The organism is Sphaerisporangium rubeum, assembly GCF_014207705.1.
GTDB lineage: Bacteria > Actinomycetota > Actinomycetes > Streptosporangiales > Streptosporangiaceae > Sphaerisporangium > Sphaerisporangium rubeum.
In genome coordinates, this window is the sequence record NZ_JACHIU010000001.1 from 7,154,520 (window position 1) to 7,173,308 (window position 18,789).

Annotated in this window: 13 protein-coding genes and 2 rRNA genes; 9 read left to right on the forward strand and 6 right to left on the reverse strand. The window is 66.0% G+C overall.

All coding sequences use genetic code 11. The features are described 5' to 3' along the window. Nucleotides 1–7 precede the first annotated feature (7 nt). The 3 genes from BJ992_RS30380 to BJ992_RS30390 form a co-directional block, all read right to left on the reverse strand. A complete protein-coding gene (locus BJ992_RS30380) occupies nt 8–928 on the reverse strand; it encodes an ABC transporter permease (protein WP_184986823.1) in 921 nt (306 codons plus the stop codon). Continuing rightward, on the reverse strand, nt 921–1,862 hold the full coding sequence (locus tag BJ992_RS30385) for an ABC transporter permease (RefSeq protein WP_184986825.1): 942 nt from the start codon (nt 1,860–1,862) through the stop codon (nt 921–923). The genes BJ992_RS30380 and BJ992_RS30385 overlap by 8 nt, the downstream gene beginning before the upstream one ends. 114 nt (nt 1,863–1,976) lie before the next feature. Then, entirely contained in the window at nt 1,977–3,623 is a 1,647-nt protein-coding gene (locus BJ992_RS30390) for a peptide ABC transporter substrate-binding protein (RefSeq protein WP_184986827.1), read from the reverse strand. 454 nt (nt 3,624–4,077) lie between these two features. Between BJ992_RS30390 and BJ992_RS30395 the strand changes: the two genes are divergently transcribed. From BJ992_RS30395 to BJ992_RS30430, 8 genes are all read left to right on the forward strand, one after another. After that, entirely contained in the window at nt 4,078–5,037 is a 960-nt protein-coding gene (locus BJ992_RS30395; protein ID WP_184986830.1) for an ABC transporter permease, read from the forward strand. 1 nt (nt 5,038) lies between these two features. Next, on the forward strand, nt 5,039–5,863 hold the full coding sequence (locus tag BJ992_RS30400) for an ABC transporter ATP-binding protein (RefSeq protein ID WP_221475875.1): 825 nt from the start codon (nt 5,039–5,041) through the stop codon (nt 5,861–5,863). Between the two features lie 291 nt (nt 5,864–6,154). After that, nucleotides 6,155–6,688, forward strand: a complete 534-nt coding sequence (locus BJ992_RS30405) for a YbhB/YbcL family Raf kinase inhibitor-like protein (protein ID WP_343072939.1) — start codon at nt 6,155–6,157, stop codon at nt 6,686–6,688. 518 nt (nt 6,689–7,206) lie between these two features. Further along, nucleotides 7,207–7,386, forward strand: a complete 180-nt coding sequence (locus tag BJ992_RS30410; protein ID WP_184986834.1) for a hypothetical protein — start codon at nt 7,207–7,209, stop codon at nt 7,384–7,386. 583 nt (nt 7,387–7,969) lie between these two features. After that, complete coding sequence (locus BJ992_RS30415; RefSeq protein WP_184986836.1) at nt 7,970–8,569, forward strand: DUF1707 domain-containing protein; 600 nt, start codon at nt 7,970–7,972, stop codon at nt 8,567–8,569. A gap of 55 nt (nt 8,570–8,624) precedes the next feature. Continuing rightward, the gene (gene plsX, locus BJ992_RS30420) at nt 8,625–9,671 is read left to right on the forward strand and encodes a phosphate acyltransferase PlsX (protein ID WP_281390498.1); all 1,047 of its coding nucleotides are present in this window, start codon (nt 8,625–8,627) and stop codon (nt 9,669–9,671) included. A 24-nt stretch (nt 9,672–9,695) separates the two neighbouring features. After that, complete coding sequence (gene argS / locus BJ992_RS30425) at nt 9,696–11,438, forward strand: arginine--tRNA ligase (RefSeq protein ID WP_184986838.1); 1,743 nt, start codon at nt 9,696–9,698, stop codon at nt 11,436–11,438. A gap of 165 nt (nt 11,439–11,603) precedes the next feature. Further along, nucleotides 11,604–12,959, forward strand: coding sequence for a hypothetical protein (locus BJ992_RS30430; RefSeq protein WP_425503741.1), 1,356 nt, complete (start codon nt 11,604–11,606; stop codon nt 12,957–12,959). A gap of 24 nt (nt 12,960–12,983) precedes the next feature. Here BJ992_RS30430 and BJ992_RS30435 read toward each other — a convergent pair whose 3' ends face one another. Next, nucleotides 12,984–13,364 carry a cell division protein SepF gene (locus BJ992_RS30435; protein WP_184986842.1) on the reverse strand — a complete coding sequence of 127 codons (381 nt, stop codon included), beginning with the start codon at nt 13,362–13,364 and terminating at the stop codon, nt 12,984–12,986. A gap of 164 nt (nt 13,365–13,528) precedes the next feature. Here BJ992_RS30435 and BJ992_RS30440 point away from each other — a divergent pair, with 164 nt between their 5' ends. Next, nucleotides 13,529–14,317 (forward strand): PhzF family phenazine biosynthesis protein, encoded by a 789-nt coding sequence (locus BJ992_RS30440; protein ID WP_184986844.1) that lies wholly within the window; start codon nt 13,529–13,531, stop codon nt 14,315–14,317. Between the two features lie 750 nt (nt 14,318–15,067). Here the strand turns inward: BJ992_RS30440 and rrf are convergent. After that, nucleotides 15,068–15,184: ribosomal RNA gene (gene rrf, locus BJ992_RS30445) — 5S ribosomal RNA — on the reverse strand. A 125-nt stretch (nt 15,185–15,309) separates the two neighbouring features. Then, a 23S ribosomal RNA gene (locus tag BJ992_RS30450) occupies nt 15,310–18,434 on the reverse strand. Nucleotides 18,435–18,789: the final 355 nt, after the last annotated feature.

Below are 18,789 nucleotides of genomic sequence, written 5' to 3' on the forward strand. Positions count from 1 at the left end.
CCCTCTCCTACCGCAGCTTCGGGTCAAGCGCGTCACGTACCGCGTCACCCAGCATGACGACGCTGAGGATGGTAAGGCTGAGGAACAACGCGGGGAACAGCAACGGCAGCGGCGCCTCAAGGAATCTGTTGCGCGCGTCGGCGATCATCAGGCCCCAGGAGATCTGCGGCGACTGGATGCCGACGCCGAGGAAGGACAGCGCCGCCTCGGCGGCGATGAACGCGCCGAGGTTGATCGTGGAGACCACGATGACCGGAGCGACGGCGTTCGGCAGGATGTGCCTGCTCATGATCCGTCCCGGGCTCGCGCCGAGCGCGCGGGCCGCCATCACGTAGTCCTGGTGCTTGGCCGTGATGACCGCGGCGCGCATGATGCGCAGGATCATCGGCCAGGCCAGGATCGACAGGGCGAGCACGACGCTGGCGATGCCGGCGTTGTCGCGGCCGATGACCGCGAGGATCAGCAGAGCGCCGAGGATGGAGGGGATCGCGAAGAAGATCTCGGCGACGCGGGAGAGGATCACATCCACCCACTTGCCGTAGAAACCGGCGAGCAGGCCGAGCGCGCCGCCGACGACGCCGGTCACGATGGCGCTGACGAAACCCACGATGATCGACACGCGAGCGCCGTGGATGACGCGCGAGTAGACGTCACAGCCGAGGTTGTCGCTGCCGAACCAGTGCTCGGACGTGATGCCCTGCCGAGCGCGGGCCAGCGAACACGTCGAGGGCTCGACGCCGACGCTGTCGAACAGGCCGGGGAACGCCGAGATCACGATGAACAGCGAGACCATGGCGGCGCCGATGATGAACACCGGGTTGCGGCGCAGGTCGTACCAGGCGTCCGTCCACAGGCTCGCCGGCTTTTCCTTCTTGCCCGGCGGCTTGGCAGCCGGGGCAGGTGCCGTGGTGACGGTCTCGTTACTCATAGCGGATCCTGGGGTCGAGGACGGCGTACAGCAGATCGACGACGAGGTTGGCCAGGATGTAGATGAGCACCAGCACCGTCACGATGCCGACCACCACGTCGTTCTCGCGGAGGTAGACGGACTGGAAGAGCTGCTGGCCGATTCCGGGCAGGTTGAAGATCGTCTCGGTGATGACCGCGCCACCCATCAAGGTGCCGAGGTCGGCGCCGAGGTAGGTGACCAGGGGGATCAGCGAGTTGCGCAACGCGTGCCGTCCGAGCACCCGGCGCCGGGGCATGCCCTTGGCGACCGCGGTGCGGACGTAGTCGGCACGCAGCGTCTCCATCAGGCTCGTACGGGTCAGCCGGGTGAGGTACGCGATCGAGACGGTGGCGAGCACGAAGCCCGGCAGCAGATAGCTGCGCCACCCGTCCTGCACGCCGGCGACGGGGAAGAGCCCGAAGCCGAGTGCCTTCTTGAGGCTCACGCCGAGCACGAGCTGGAGCACGAAGCCGCTGACCAGAGTGGGGATCGACACCAGCAGGAGCGTCCAGGCGAGGATCGCCTTGTCCTCCCACTTGCCGCGCCGCAGCGCCGCCCAGAAGCCGAGGCCGACACCGATGATGGCCTCGAAGATGAGGGCGGTCATCGCGAGCTTGAAGGTGACGACGAACTTGCCCTCGAAGATGGTCGACACCGGCAGCCCGCGGAACGTGGTGCCGAAGTCGCCGCTGAGGATGTCGCGCACGTAATATCCGTAGCGCACGATCAGCGGATCATTAAGATGGAACTGTTCCCTCAACGCCGCGGCGAACACGGGGTCGACACGCTTCTCGCCCGCCAGTGCCTGCAGGGGGTCGCCAGGCAGCGCGTAGACGATGGCGAAGATGAGGAACGTGGTGCCCACCAGCACAGGGATTGCCTGGAGCAGGCGCCTTATGACGTAGCGGCCCATTCAGTCTCCCGATCATTACAAAGGGCAGCCCGCCGCAACCCTGGGCTGCCCTCATGGGGTCGTCGCCCACTCCGGGTGATTCGAATGTATCGAATCACCCGGAGTGGGTGAACTCTAGGCCTTCTCTACGTTGAACAAGTCGATCCGCTCGAACGGGTCGATCTTCACGTTCTTCACGTGGTTCGAGTACGCACCGTTGGTCTGGTAGAAGTACACCGGGATGTACGGCATCTCCTGCAGCAGCAGGTCGTCGGCCTGCTGGTAGAACTTGATGCCCTCTTCGATGCTGCTGGCCGAGTCGCCCTGCGTGAGCAGGTCGTCGAACTTCTTGTCGGCGTAGCCCGAGTAGTTCGAGCTGGCGCCGGAGCCGAAGATCGGCCGCAGGTAGTTCTCAGGCGACGGGTAGTCCATGATCCACGCCATGCGGAACGAGCCGGACCACTTCTTGGCGCCGAGGTCGTCGAGGATGGTCGCGAACTTCTCCACCGGCTTCGGCGTCACCTCGACACCGAGGTTGGTGCGCAGGTTGTTGGCGACGGCCTCGATCCACTCCTTGTGGCCGCCGTCCGCGTTGTAGCCGATCTCGATCGGGCCCATGGACGCGCCGCCGGCGCTGGTGAACAGCTCCTTGGCCTTGGCGGGGTCATAGGTGCAGGCCTCGCCACAGGCGCCCTGGCGGTAACCGGAGACGACGGGGCTGATGAAGTCGTCGGCGGGGACACGGGTGCCGGAGAAGACCGTCTCGGTGATCGTCTTACGGTCGATCGCCATGGAGATGGCCTTGCGGATGTCCTTGTTCTTGGCGTAGTCGGCGCCGTTCTTGATCGGGAAGCCGATGTAGCCGACACCGGAGGACGGCTGCTCGATGTACCGGTCGCCGAACTCGTTCTTGGCCGTGGAGATCGCCTCGGCGGGCAGCTGGTCCATGATGTCCAGGTTGCCGGCGCGCAGGTCGTTGAACGCGGTGTTCAGGTCGGTGTAGATCTTGAAGTCGACCGCGTCGATCTTGGCCTTGCCCTCGCTGAAGTCGTCGTTGCGGACCGTCGAGATGGTCTGGTCCGAGCCGCGCTTCCACGGCTTCGACATCTTGAAGGGGCCGTTGCCGACCGGGTTGGAGCCGAAGTCGGCCTTCAGCTTGCCCTCGGACTCGAACGCGGCCTTCGGCAGCCCGTAGAACGCCGTGTAGCCGAGCATGGTCGGGAAGCCGGAGAACGGGTTCTTCAGCTCGACGGTGAACGTCGTGTCGTCGACGACCTTGAGGCCCGAGAGGGTGGTCGCGGACGCGGTCTTGCCCTCGCCCGGGTTCAGCTCGTCGTAGCCGGCGATGCTGCCGAAGAAGTAGTTGCCTTCCTGAGCGTTGGCGCCGTTCGCCGTGTAGTTCCAGGAGTCGACGAAGTTCTGCGCGACGACAGGCTCACCGTTGTGCCACTTATAGGTGGTCTTGAGCTTGATCGTCCACGTCTTGGAGTCTTCCGACTCGATGGACTCGGCCACACGGTTGTACGGCTTCTTGTCCGCGTCGTAGTCGACAAGACCGACGAAGAGCGCGTTCAGCACCTCAGCGCCGCTGGTCTCCGTGGTGTTGCCGGGAATGAGATCGTGCTGTGGTTCGGCGATCTCTACCCGCACCGCCCCGGCGGCCCCCGTCCCGGCGCTGGAGCCGGCACCGGACGTGTCGCCGCCGCCTCCACCACACGCCGCGACCGCGAGTGCGAGCAGCGCGGTGCCGACGACGATCTGTGCGCCCTTGGTCACACGCATCGTGGATTAATCCTCCCTCTAAGGTGGGCGTGGAGCACTGAGCCGTTCATGTCTCACGCTTCGAGGGATCTGTCCCCGAAACCGCGGACACGCTCAGTCGCGCCCTGCCATTCGACCGCGAGCATCCCTCACTACTTCTCACCAGCGAGTCTCTGGCACGTTGCAGTTCGGTCACACGTAGCCCAGCCGGACGTCACACACATACCAACTGGGCCCCGCGGTAATACCCAAACGCGGTATAAACGCCCCCCTAACGTACACATCTTCTAGTGATGCTCGCACCGGGACGAGCCGTCGGCGAGCTCCTGAGAGACGCGGACAAGGCCTCTGACCATTGGTGACTACGTGCAGTGGGGTGATCGGCTATGCTTGGTCACGCTGCCCGCAGTGTGACGTGGATCCGGCAGAACCGCCGTAGGCATCTCATTCACCGCTATCCAATAGAGTCCTTGCCATGAGTCAGCCGGAATCCGCTGTCGCGGACTCCCGGGCGGGCGACCGGGCGGGCGGCTCCTCCCAACGCGGGAAGGAACCACTGTCCGCGCTCGCCGAGCGCCACGGGTTGCGACGCGCCATAGCGCGCCCCAAACTTCCCGTTTACCTGCGCCAACTGTGGGACAGGCGCCACTTCGTGATCACGTACGCCACGTCGCGTAACGTGTCGAAGTACTCCAGCTCCGCGCTCGGCCAGCTCTGGCAGGTGCTCACGCCCCTGCTGAACGCCGGGGTCTACTACCTCATGTTCGGCCTGATCCTCGGCCAGAAGAGGGACCTCACCAACTACACGGCGTTCCTCATCACGGGTGTGTTCGTCTTCTCCTACACCCAGCGGTCGCTCACCGGCGGCGCCAAGGCGATCTCCGGCAACCTGTCGCTGATCCGCGCGCTGCACTTCCCGCGGGCCGCGCTGCCACTGGCGTACACCATCCAGGAGTTCCAGCAGCTCGCCATCTCCATGGGTGTCCTGTTCGTCATCGTGCTGGTGACCGGCGAGCCGCTCACCTTGATGTGGCTGCTCATCCCATGCGCGCTGCTCCTCCAGACGATCTTCAACATCGGTGTGAGCCTGCTGCTCGCGCGGGTCGGCGCGTTCGTGCGCGACATGAACCAACTGCTGCCGTTCATCCTGCGCACCTGGCTGTACACCTCCGGTGTGTTCTACAGCATCCCGGCCAAGATGAAGGACCAGCCCGAGTGGGCCCGCTTCCTGCTCGAGTTCAACCCGCCGTCGGTCTTCATCGACCTGATGCGCGGCCTGCTCATGAGCAGTTACCGGCAGGACCTGGTGCGCAACGGCTTCCCACACGCGGGCATGGGGCAACTATGGCTATACGCTGGCATCTGGGCCGCGGTGGCACTGATCGGCGGCTTCTGGTACTTCTGGCGGGCCGAGGAGAGGTACGGCCGTGGCTGAGCTGACCAAGGAGCAGTCCCGCGTGACCCAACCACAGGAGCAGGACGCTCCGGCCGCCGTCCCGCAGCCGGAGCCAGAGGACCTGCGCGCTCCCACCGTCGTGGTCGACGACCTGCACATCGTCTACCGCGTGTACGGTGCGGCGAGCGCCGCCGAGAAGGGCAACGCCGCCAACGCGCTGCTGCGCGTCATCCGCAGGCAGGGCCGTCCCAAGATGCGCGAGGTGCACGCCGTCAAAGGCGTCTCCTTCGTGGCCAGGAACGGCGACGCGATCGGCATCATCGGCCGCAACGGCTCAGGCAAGTCCACGCTGCTGCGCGCCATCGCCGGACTGCTGCCGCCGCACAAGGGCTCGGTCTACACCGACGGCCAGCCGTCCCTGCTCGGCGTCAACGCGGCCCTGATGCGCGAGCTCACCGGCGAGCGCAACATCGTGCTCGGCTGCTACGCCATGGGCATGACGCCGGCCGAGGTCAAGGAGCGCTACGACGAGATCGTCGAGTTCTCCGGCATCGGCGAGTTCGTCCAGTTCCCCATGTCCACCTACTCCTCAGGCATGGGTGCCCGCCTGCGCTTCGCCATCGCCTCAGCCAAGACCCACAACGTCCTGCTGATCGACGAGGCCCTCGCCACCGGCGACCGCGACTTCAAGCGCAAGAGCCAGGAACGCATCCAGCAGATGCGCCAGGAAGCCGGCACGGTCTTCCTGGTCGCGCACAACCTCGACGTGATCGAGGAAACCTGCAACCGCGTCATCTGGCTCCACAAAGGCAAGATCAAAATGGACGGCGACCCCACCACCGTCCTCGCCGCCTACAACTCCTGACCCGAGAACCCGTCCGCCGCCACACCCCACTCACGATCCCCCCCAACCGAGCGAACAACCGGCGACCCGCTCACGATCGGTACCGCCGAACCGAACGAACAACCGGCGACCGCTCACAATCAGTACCGCCGTAACCGAGCGAACGACCGGCGACCCGTTCACGACTGGTACCGCGGAAACCGAGCGGACGGACGGGGACCCAGCCGCGGCGGTGTGGCCCGGCACGCCTGACCTCCGAGGACGGGGCAAGATGGGTGGCGACCCAGAACGCCTACTCATCGGAGGTCGATCGTGCCGAAGCAGCCACCGATTCCGTATGACTACCTGCCAGAGGTCCCCGCGCTCACCGTCGAAAGCGACGACGTGACCGACGGCCACCCTCTGTCCGACACCCACGTCTTCAACGACTGGGGCATGACCGGCGGCAACGTCTCACCGCACCTGCGCTGGTCCGGCGCTCCGGAAGCCACCAAGAGCTTCGCCGTGACCTGCTACGACCCAGACGCCCCCACCGGAAGCGGCTTCTGGCACTGGCTCGTCTACGACATCCCCGCCACCGTCACCGAACTCCCCTCCGGCGCCGGCAGCACCACCCCCGACGACCTCCCCAAGCCCGCCACCCACGGCCGCAACGACTACGGCCTCCAGCACTACGGCGGCGCCGCCCCACCCCCCGGCACCCCCCACCGCTACATCTTCGCCGTCCACGCTCTGAGCGTCGAATCCCTGAGCGTCCCCCCCGACGCCTCCCCCGCCGTGATCGGCTTCAACATCACCGCCAACACCCTGGCCCGCGGCTACATAGCCCCCACCTACCAAACCTGACCCCCAAGGGCCGCAGGGGCGCCCCAGCGCCCCACGGCCCGAGGTCGGCGGCCCGAGGTCGGCGGCGATGACGTCCCGCAGGAAACAGCCGAGCGACCCGGTCGGCTCGGTGGTGGCGGCGCCGGGGCCCCTTGTACCTCCCGTCCGACCCGGCCCCCACACCACAGTCCGGAGCCCTGCGAAGCGCTCCGCGCAGGGCCGACACGTCCCATGCGGCCAGGCACCTCCGGTGACATAGGACTCCGGTCCAGGATGGCCCCTCCCTTGCCGGCCGGATGCCGTCCGGCTCGGAGGAGAGCTCGTGCGCCAGGACGCTTCCCGCCCCTCGTCCAGGGGATCCTTCCGGCGCCGGTACGGCGAGATGAGGTACGGCGAAATCGGCGCCGCGGTACGGCGGCCCGCCGAGGTGTGAGACGGCTAGACCGTACAGAAGTCTGATACGACACGTGAAAGATGCTGACACTGTGCACGCTGTTCCACTATGATTCGAACGGAGATTCGAAACCAGGGGAACGGTGATGGAGTGGGGGTGCGGGGTGCGGGAGCTGGCGAGCGCGATTGATCAACTGTCCGCCGAGGATCCGTCGGACATTCCACGTGGCCTGCTCGCCGAGCAGCTCATAGAGCTGCACTGGCAGATGGCCCGCCTGCAGGCCCAGATCGCTCGCCGCACCTACGTACGCGACCCGGACTCCTGAGAGAGAACCGCACCGACATCGAAGAAAACCGGCCGACCTCTCAGAAGGCACGGCCGGTTCTGTTTTGTCCAGCCGGTGTGGGGAGGCGCTCGGCCGTGCGGGATGCCAACTGTCTCTCGACCGGCCGCCGTACCGCGGCGCCGGGTTCGCCATACCTCCTCCCGCCGTATCGGCGCCGAGGAAGGACCCGTCGGACACGAAGGACTCCCGTCACCGGCGACGCAGCCGTGCGCGATACGTCCGCCGTGCGCGATGTACGGGACTTGTCGGTCGCGAGGGGTGTCTCGTACGAGGCCCTGGACGGAAGGCACGCACCGAGTTGCGAGAAGTCCGTTCGAGCTGAGCAGGTGCCGGTGTGCCAGGGGCGGGCCTCACTGGACCAGAGTGTCTCTCGTTTGCGGGAGGAGCTGACCACACGGGACATGTGGGGTGTGCCACGGTGCGCTGGTGGAGATACCGGTCAGGCGTACCTACGCTTGGGGACGGCCGTGGGTCGGTCAAGGAGGTTTCGCTCCAGCCATAAGCCGAGACCGTAATCTCAGACCTATCGCGACATATCTTGAGTTGGGTTACGCTGGTCGTCGTGAGCTCTCTACAGCCCTTTGAGTCAGGGGACACCGCTCAGCGTGCGTCGGATGCCGACCGGGACCAGGTGGCCGCGGTTCTCGGGGAGGCGCTCGCCACCGGTCGGCTCAACAGTGTCGAGCATGCGGATCGGCTGGAGGCGGCCTATTCGGCCGTGACGGTCGGCGATCTTGTGCCGCTCACCAGGGACCTTCCTTCCGTCACGCGGCCGGTCGCGGCCGGCGGGGCCGAGCGGCAGGCGGTGGCGGCGGTGTTCAGCAAGGTGGTCAGGGGTGGCCGGTGGATCGCGGGGCGGCACACGCGGCTGCAGTCCACGTTCGGCGCGCTGATCGTCGATCTTTCGGACGCGGTGCTACCGGGCCGGGAGATCACGCTTGAGCTGAATTCGACGTTCGGCAAGCTCATCGTGCGGGTGCCGGCCAATGCGCGGGTCGTCGACGAGGGGCGTGCTGTCTTCGCCAAGCGTCACATATCCGGCGGTGAGCCGGGGGATGACCCTAATGCGCCGGTGATCCGGGTGACCGGCCGCGCCGCGTTCGGGAAGATCGTGGTGTCACGAGGAGCCGCCGACTGGCACTGGCCCTGGCGCGCGGACTAGCCCCTCCCGCCACCTACGATGCGGGACACAGACCGATTCCGCATGAGGTGACCGCTTGGACGGCATTCCGCCGATAGCTCTGGACGCGATGGGTGGCGACCACGCGCCGGGGGAGATCGTGGCAGGGGCCGTCAAGGCCGTACGGGAACGGGGAGTCCCCGTCGTCCTGGTCGGTGCGCCGCGTGCCGTGTCCGAGGCGCTCGCCGCGCACGACGCCGGCGGTGAGATCCCGATCGTGCGCGCCGAGGAGGCCATCGCCATGGACGAGGGGGCCCTCGCGAGTCTGCGCCGGCCACGTTCCAGCATCGCGATCGCCTGCCACCTTGTACGGCGCGGCGACGCCTCAGCGGTCGTCTCGGCGGGGTCCACCGCCGGCGTGGTCGCCACCGGCAAGCTCCGTCTGCGCGCGCAGCCAGGCGTACTGCGGCCCGCCATCGCCGTCCCCCTGCCGACCAGGCCCCGGCCCACGGTCCTGCTGGACGCCGGAGCGACGGCCGACGTCAAACCCGAGACCCTCGTGCAGTTCGCGCACCTCGGCGCCGCCTACGCCGAGACGGCGCTCGGCGCCACCGCTCCCCGGGTGGGGCTGCTCACCATCGGCGGTGAGGCCGAGAAGGGCAACAAGGTCACCAAACGCGCGCACGAGTTGCTCGGCGCCGACCCGGCTCTGGACTTCGCCGGCAACATCGAGGGTCACGACCTGCTGTCCGGCGCCGTGGACGTCATCGTCACCGACGGCTTCACCGGCAACGTCGCGCTGAAGACCATGGAGGGCACCGTCAGGTACGCCTTCTCCGAGATGCGTGACGCCATCGCCGCCGGCACGTTCGCCAGGCTCGGCGCGCTGCTCCAGCGGAGCCGCATGCGCGCGCTGCGCCGCCGCCTCGACCCCGAGGCGTACGGGGGGGCCGTGCTGCTCGGGCTGAACGGCACCGTGGTCATCGCGCACGGCTCCTCGACCGCCGAAGGCATCGCCGCCGCGTGCTCGCTCGCCGCGACCCTGGCGCGGCAGGGCACGGTCGCGCGGGTCGGGGAACGGGTCGCCGCGGCGTCGCGGTCGCACCGCCGCCGCTGGCCTGCCAATAACCACGAGGACCGGTGATGATCTGAAGATATCCTTGTGGTCATGACCGATCCGCAGCTCGTGCTCGCCGAGCGGGTCCAGCAGGCACTCGGCGCCGCCTTCGGCGAGGAGTACGCAGGCGCAGACCCGCTGATCCGGCCGTCCCAGTTCGCCGACTACCAGGCGAACGTGGCGCTGAGCCTGGCCAAGCGACTGCGACGCGCACCGCGGGAGGTCGCTCAGGCCATCGCCGACGCGCTCGGCTCCGGCGAGATGTTCGCCAAGGTCGAGGTCAGCGGGCCCGGTTTCATCAACATCACCCTCGACGACCGGTGGATCGCCGAGCAGGCCGGCCAGGTCCTCACCGACCCGCGGGCCGGCGTCGGGTTCACCACGCCGCCACGCACCGTCGTGATCGACTACTCCGCGCCGAACGCCGCCAAGGAGATGCACGTCGGTCACCTGCGCACCACGATCGTCGGCGACTCGCTGGCCCGGCTGTCGGCGCATCTCGGCAACCGCGTCATCCGGCAGAACCACCTCGGCGACTGGGGCACCCCGTTCGGCATGCTGATCGAGTATCTGCTCGACAGCGGCGAGGCCACCTCGCTGGCGCGGCTGGAGAACGGCGAGGGCAACGAGTTCTACCAGGAGGCCCGGAGCAAATTCGACGGCGACGACGACTTCAAGGAGCGTGCGCGGCGGCGGGTCGCCACCCTCCAGGCCGGCGACTCCGAGACGCTGCGGCTGTGGCACCTGTTCATGGACGCCACCGTGCGCTACTTCAACAAGATCTACTCCATTCTCGGCGTCACCCTCACCGATGACGACATCGCCGGCGAGAGCATCTACAACCCGCTGCTCGCCGAGACCTGTGACGACCTGGAGCAGGCCGGGGTCGCCGTGATGAGCGAAGGCGCGCTGTGCGTGTTCCCGCCGGGGTTCACCGGCAGCGACGACAAGCCCCTGCCGCTGATCATCCGCAAGAGCGACGGCGGCTACGGCTACGCGACCACCGACATGGCCGCCATCCGGTACCGCGTGCGCGACCTCAAGGCCGACCGCATCCTCTACGTCGTCGGCAACGAGCAGTCCCTGCACTTCCAGATGGTGTTCGCCGCCGCGCGCCACGCGGGGTGGCTCCCCGAGGACGTCTCGGCCGAGCACATCGTCATCGGCATGATGCTCGGCTCGGACGGCCGGCGGTTCCGCACGCGCAGCGGCCAGTCCATCAAGCTGATCGACCTGCTCAACGAGGCGGTCGACCGCGCCGACGCCGCCATCGCCGACCGGGGCTACGACGACGCCACACGCGCCGAGATCGCGCGCGCCGTCGGCATCGGCGCCGTCAAGTACGCCGACCTGTCGGTGAGCCACGACAGCGAGTACATCCTCGACTTCGACCGCATGCTGTCCTTCACCGGCAACACCGGCCCGTACATGCAGTACGCCACGGCGCGGATCCGCTCCATCTTCCGCAAGGCGGAGCTGGACCCGGCAAGCTTCACCTCCGCGCCGCCGCCACTGAGCCTCGGCACCCCGGCGGAGCGCGCGCTGGCGCTGCAGCTCCTCGAGTTCCCGACCGTGCTCGAGACCGCCGCCGCGGCGGCCGAGCCGCACCGGCTCTGCGCCTACCTGTACGAGACCGCCAGCACCTTCACCACGTTCTACGAGTCCTGCCCCATCCTCAAGCCGGGGACGGACCCGCAGACCCGTGCGTCCCGCCTGGCCCTCTCGGCCCTGACCCTCACCACGCTCCAGACCGGTCTCACTCTGCTCGGCGTCCCCATCCCGGCCCGCATGTAGGCGACCGGTCCGCGGCAGGGAAGAGCCACTCGAAGTGGGCTGCTTCCGGTCATCTCGGCGTGCCGCCGCACGCCGAGGCGGCCGACGAACTAACCTGGGCGCGGTCATGGGAGCCCCTCGTGTCCGGGGCTGCCGCACGCCTTCGGGGAGCTGCCCGCATTGAGCATGGATCTGAGCGCCGAGCAGACGGCCGCGAGTCCGGCCGAGCCGGAAGGTGTGGTCACACCTCTCGCGGCACCGACCCCCGAAGATCCCGCCGCGCCGCCGACGCTCACCGAGTACGCCAGCGAACTCATCGACCACCTGGCGGCCCACCAGACACCGCCGTCGCCGGCGCAGAGCGTCCTGTACCCCCCGGCGCACTGGCTGGCCCCGGCGATCGAGGCCCTGCTCCTGATCCTCAGGGACGAGGACCCCACCGTCCCCCTGCACCACGCCACCGAGCTGAACGACGAGCACACGGCCCTCTTCCTGTGCCTCACGCTCGCCGTCGGCGGTTACGGCGACCGCGTCCACGCCTCATGGCTCGGCACCGCCTTCGGCGACCTCACCACCGGCACCCCGGTCACCCAGGGCCAGCGCGCGCTGTGGACCGCCGCCGCGCGCGGCGCCTACGGACCGGCCGGCAAGATCTTCGTGCTCAGGAAGCTCGACGCCGCCGCCGTCCCCTCCACCACCGAGCCTGACCGATGGCTGAAGGCACTCACCCCCGGCGACCCGGTGATCGACCCGTCTCCGGCGCTCACGACCCTCCCGCAGCTCGCCGAGCTGCCGGAGATCGCGCGTCCCGTCCAGGCCGCCGCGCGTCTGTCCGCTCTGCTGACCCGCTGCACCGAGATCACCACCCCGTCCGACGCCGCGCAGTCCCCCGGTGACCACCCGCTCACCGCGCTCAGGTCGCTCATCGGCGCACAGGAGACCCCGCCGACCCGTTCGCTCACCGACCACCTGCTTGACGACGTGCGCGATGGAGCCGACCCCCGCCTCGCCGCCATCGCCTTCCACGTCGCGGCTCCGGTCGTGAGAGCGGCCGCCGAGGAGCTGGCCGAGGAGACCCGTATCCCCCCGCCGGACGAGCTCACCGTCCCCATCGACGGCCACCCGGTCCTGCTGCGTCCCGAAGGTCCCGACGCGGCGTCCCTCACCGCCGCGGAGCAGGCCATCACCAGCGCGGGGGAGGCACGCCTGTCCGGCCGGTGGCTCGCGTACGGCCCGGCGCTCCTCCCGATCGTGGCGCTCGTCCTCGCCTTCACCGTGTCGGAGCTGTTCGCCGTGGCGAGCCTCGTGCTCGGCGGCGTCGCCGGTGTCATCCTGTGGCGCCGCAGCCAGCGGGAGCAGGCGGAGGCACGGCGTGTACAGCAGGAGATCGCCGAGCTTCACGCGAAGGCCGACAGCGCGGTCTGGGCCTTACACGACCACGCCAGGGAAGCACTCCAACGCGCCGACCAGGCGAGCGCCGACCTCGCCACCCTCACCCGGCTGCTGCGCCGCGGACCCGCCATCGCCGACCCGCGTCCCTGATCCCCGCCCCCACGGGGACGGGGATCAGGTCGTGGTGATCTCGACGTCGGCGGGAGCCAGAAGGAACACCTTGTCGGCGATGCGCTCGATGCGTCCGTCGCACCCATAGGTCAGACCGGCGGCGAAGTCGACGAGGCGGGTGGCCTCGGCGGTGGACATGCCGGCGACATCCATGATCACGGCCTGGCCCTCGCGGAAGTGGCGGCCCACGATGAGGGCATCAGAATAGTTCCGCGGACGGACCATCACGATCCGCGCGGGCTCACCTCCGGACCTCCACCGCCTGGCGGCCCGTTCCGACGCGGGCATCCACTCATCCTCGTACTCGCCGTACTCGTAGGGCTCGTCGTACTGATCCCCATCGCCCAGGCCAAGGTAACTCACCACCCTGCGCACTGCCCCCATCGGCTGTCCTTTCCGCGAGCACCGGCCGCTTTCGCCGTTCCCCGACACAAATGACCGTAACCGACATGCCGCCTGCGGCTGCGCGACACGCCCGATGCTTTTGATTTTGCACGGATTTCTCGGCCGTTTCGACCGGTTATCAGGGGATCGATAGGATCGTCAGCATGCGTATCTTCACCGTTGATTCGTTCACCGACCGGCCCTTCAAGGGTAACCCGGCGGGGGTCTGCCTGCTGGAATCCTCGCGATCCGACGAGTGGATGCAGTCCCTGGCCAGAGAGTTGCGGCACTCCGAGACGGCCTTCGTCGACCCCCGCGAACAGGGGCACCCCTACGGTCTGCGGTGGTTCACCCCGGCCACGGAAGTCGATTTGTGCGGCCACGCGACGATGGCCGCGGCCCATGTCCTTTATTCCACAGGCGCCGCCGCCGGTGCCATCGAATTTTCCACCCGAAGTGGAATCCTCACCACAAAAATGCTTGATAACGGATTTATCTCGATGGATTTTCCCGCCTACCCGCCGTCCGAGGTCCCCGTTCCCGAGGGCCTGGAGCAAGCCCTCGGCGCGACCCCTGTGTGGGTCGGCAAGGGTGTCCTGGACCTGTTGGTGGAGCTGGAATCCGAGCAGGCCGTCCGCGACCTCACCCCCGACATCCCGGCGCTGACCGGCATCGACGCACGCGCCGTCTGCGTCACCGCTCGCGCCACATCGAAAGACCTCGACTACGTGTCCCGCTTCTTCGCGCCGAAAGTCGGCGTCCCAGAAGACCCGGTAACCGGCTCGGCCCATTGCATGCTCTCTCCGTACTGGTCCACCAAACTAGGCGAAGACACCCTGGTGGCCGCACAGCTGTCGGAGCGCGGAGGCGAGATCCACACCACCTACGCACCTCCCCGAACCCTCCTGAGCGGCCCTGCAACCACAGTCTGGTCCGGAGATCTACACATCTAATTGCAAGCCACTTAAAGCACGTCACCCCCACTCACTACCGCACTCACCCCTGCCATCACCCCACTCACCCCAACCCGCTACCCCACCCACCTCATCGACATCCTCATCGACATCCCGGCTCACCCCATCAGCATGACTGCCGGCTCACTCACCTCATTACGATGACCGCCGGCCACTCACCCCACCAGCATGACCGTCGACCCGTATGACCGTCGACCCGCTCACCCCATCACGATGGCTGCCGGTCTGATCACCCCATCATGATGACCACTGGCCTACTCACCCCATCAGCATGACTGCCGATCGGCTCATCCCATCACAGGACGGCCGGCCCGCTCACTTCGTCACGATGACTGCCGACCGGCTCACCTCGTCACGAGGTCTGCCGACCGGCTCACTACATCAGCATGATCGCCGACCCACTCACCCATCACGATGATCGCCGTTGTTCGGCGCCGCGACGGCGGGACGCAGGTCGGCGAACCCGGCGCCACCCTACGACGGCCAACCGGCCCACCACAGCCACCCCACACCTCCGCGAGCGGCCAGCCCCCCGGCAACCACCCCAACACCAACGCCAGCACCACACCAACGCCGCCACCCCTCCCCCACCAGCATCGCCGGCAGGACAACCCCCACAGCCCGCGCGGGAACCCCGGCACAAAGCGGATCTCCCCGGGAACGCGAAAAGCCGCCCAGGCAGTGCCTGAGCGGCTTTATCGTGACAGCAGCAGTGTGCTGTGAATGTTTGTCCGGCGGTGTCCTACTCTCCCACACCGTCCCCGGTGCAGTACCATCGGCGCTGGACAGCTTAACTTCCGGGTTCGGAATGTAACCGGGTGTTTCCCATCCGCTATGACCGCCGTAACCCCATGAAACAACCACCACCCCTGCGGGGGGTTTGTTGTCTCTGAGTCACACAGTGGACGCGAGCATCACCCAACCAAACACACACACAGCAACTGCAGCATGCAAGGTCGGATAAAAGTTTTGTGGTCAAGTCCTCGGCCTATTAGTACCGGTCGGCTGGGCGCCTTACAGCGTGTACACCTCCGGCCTATCAACCCAGTCATCTCCTGGGAGCCTTACCCCCACAACGGGGTGGGAGACCTCATCTCAAGGCGAGCTTCCCGCTTAGATGCTTTCAGCGGTTATCCCTGCCGAACGTAGCCAACCAGCCATGCACCTGGCGGTACAACTGGCACACCAGAGGTTCGTCCGTCCCGGTCCTCTCGTACTAGGGACAGCTCCTTTCAAGTCTCCTGCGCGCGCAGCGGATAGGGACCGAACTGTCTCGCGACGTTCTAAACCCAGCTCGCGTACCGCTTTAATGGGCGAACAGCCCAACCCTTGGGACCTACTCCAGCCCCAGGATGCGACGAGCCGACATCGAGGTGCCAAACCATCCCGTCGATATGGACTCTTGGGGAAGATCAGCCTGTTATCCCCGGGGTACCTTTTAGCCGTTGAGCGACACCGCTTCCACACGCCGGCGCCGGATCACTAGTCCCAGCTTTCGCTCCTGCTCGACCCGTCGGTCTCACAGTCAAGCCCCCTTGTGCACTTACACTCACCACCTGATTGCCAACCAGGCTGAGGGAACCTTTGGGCGCCTCCGTTACTCTTTAGGAGGCAACCGCCCCAGTTAAACTACCCACCAGACACTGTCCCCCACCCGGATCCACGGGCGCGGGTTCAGGCATCCAAAACGACCAGAGTGGTATTTCACCAATGACTCCACCACCACTAGCGTGACAGCTTCACCGTCTCCCACCTATCCTACACAAGCCGTCCCAAACACCAATGTCAAGCTGTAGTGAAGGTCCCGGGGTCTTTCCGTCCTGCTGCGCGTAACGAGCATCTTTACTCGTACTGCAATTTCGCCGGGTCTGCGGTTGAGACAGCGGGGAAGTCGTTACGCCATTCGTGCAGGTCGGAACTTACCCGACAAGGAATTTCGCTACCTTAGGATGGTTATAGTTACCACCGCCGTTTACCGGCGCTTAAGTTCTCACCTTCACCCAGACGAATCTGAGTTGAGCGGTCCCCTTAACGTTCCGGCACCGGGCAGGCGTCAGTCCGTATACATCGTCTTACGACTTCGCACGGACCTGTGTTTTTAGTAAACAGTCGCTTCCCCCTGGCCACTGCGACCCCCACCAGCTCAGACAGCAAGTATCATCACCAGCAGAGGCCCCCCTTCTCCCGAAGTTACGGGGGCAATTTGCCGAGTTCCTTAACCACAGTTCACCCGATCGCCTCGGTATTCTCTACCTGACCACCTGAGTCGGTTTAGGGTACGGGCCGCCGGTCCACTCGCTAGAGGCTTTTCTCGACAGCATGGGATCACCCACTTCGCCACAATCGGCTCGGCATCACATCTCAGGACTTCCTAACGGGAACACGGATTTACCTGCGCTCCATCCCTACATGCTTACCCCAGGAACAACCATCGCCTGGGCTGGGCTACCCTCCTGTGTCACCCCATCGCTTACCTACTACCAGATCAGGCCAACCCCCCTCACCACCCCAGCCGAAGCCGGAAATGGATCAGGCAAGTCTTAGTATCACCGGCCTCAGTATTGGCGCGAACCCGCGGGTACGGGAATATCAACCCGTCATCCATCGACTACGCCTGTCGGCCTCGCCTTAGGCCCCGACTTACCCTGGGCGGATCAGCCTGCCCCAGGAACCCTTGGTCATTCGGCGCGAGGGTTTCCCACCCTCGAATCGCTACTCATGCCTGCATTCTCACTCGCACGCACTCCACGCCCCATCACCAGAACGCTTCACAGCACGCACGACGCTCCCCTACCCACCACATGCGATACAAGATCACACACAGTGCCGCGACTTCGGCGGTGTGCTTGAGCCCCGCTACATTGTCGGCGCGGAATCACTTGACCAGTGAGCTATTACGCACTCTTTCAAGGATGGCTGCTTCTAAGCCAACCTCCTGGTTGTCACTGCGACTCCACATCCTTTCCCACTTAGCACACCCTTAGGGGCCTTAGTCGGCGATCTGGGCTGTTTCCCTCTCGACTACGAAGCTTATCCCCCGCAGTCTCACTGCCACGCTACACTTCACCGGCATTCGGAGTTTGGCTGACGTCAGTAACCCGGTAAGGCCCATCAGCCAACCAGTGCTCTACCTCCGGCAAGGACCACGCAACGCTGCACCTAAATGCATTTCGGGGAGAACCAGCTATCACGGAGTTTGATTGGCCTTTCACCCCTACACACAGATCATCCCCCAGGTTTTCAACCCTGGTGGGTTCGGTCCTCCACACGGTCTTACCCGCGCTTCAACCTGCCCATGCGTAGATCACTCCGCTTCGGGTCCACAGCATGCGACTAAAAACGCCCTATTCAGACTCGCTTTCGCTACGGCTCCCCCACACGGGTTAACCTCGCCACACACCATGACTCGCAGGCTCATTCTTCAAAAGGCACGCGGTCACATCACAACCCACCCGAAGGCGGATTACGCTCCCACGGCTTGTAGGCACACGGTTTCAGGTACTATTTCACGACCCCTCACCGGGGCGCTTTTCACCTTTCCCTCACGGTACTGGTCCACTATCGGTCATCAGGAAGTATTCAGGCTTACCAGGTGGTCCTGGCAGATTCACACAGGATTCCTCGAGCCCCGTGCTACTTGGGAACACCCACAAGGAAGTCTGCAAAGTTTCGCCTACCCGGCTATCACGGTCTACGGCCCTGCATCCCAGCAGGCTCGGCTACCCCACAGATTTATCACTCCCCGCAGCCCCGGCAGAAACTGCAAGCAAGGTCCCACAACCCCGGACACGCAACGCCCGCCGGCTATCACACGCGCCCGGTTTAGCCTCCTCCGCTTTCGCTCACCACTACTCACGGAATCACTATTGTTTTCTTCTCCTACGGGTACTGAGATGTTTCACTTCCCCGCGTTACCACCAACCGCCCTATACATTCAGACGGCGGCGACACCACATGACTGGTGCCAGGTTTCCCCATTCGGACATCCCCGGATCAACGTCTGGTTGGCGACTCCCCGAGGCTTAACGCAGCCTCCCACGTCCTTCATCGGCTCCTGATGCCAAGGCATCCACCGTGTGCCCTAAAAAACTTGGCCACAAAAGATGCTCGCGTCCACTATGCAATTCACAAACAACAAACGAGACAACCGCACCAACACCGTCACCAAACACCCACGCCGTGAAGCAACAACCCAGACGAACCAGGTCACCACCACCACAGACACCAGGCCGGTATGACAGGCGGACGGTCCCGCAGACGAGAAAACACTCCTGTCGAAGCACACCCCGCTTCCACACCCACTCACACACCAACGTGCGTGACAGGGATCAGGTCGCGGGGCGCGTCCAACGGTCCGTTTCCTCAGGACCCAACAGTGTGCTCCAACCCCCAGACCCCCTGCGTCAGGACTCCCACTCCACCCCGACCCGCGAAGGTCTGAGGTGGCGGTA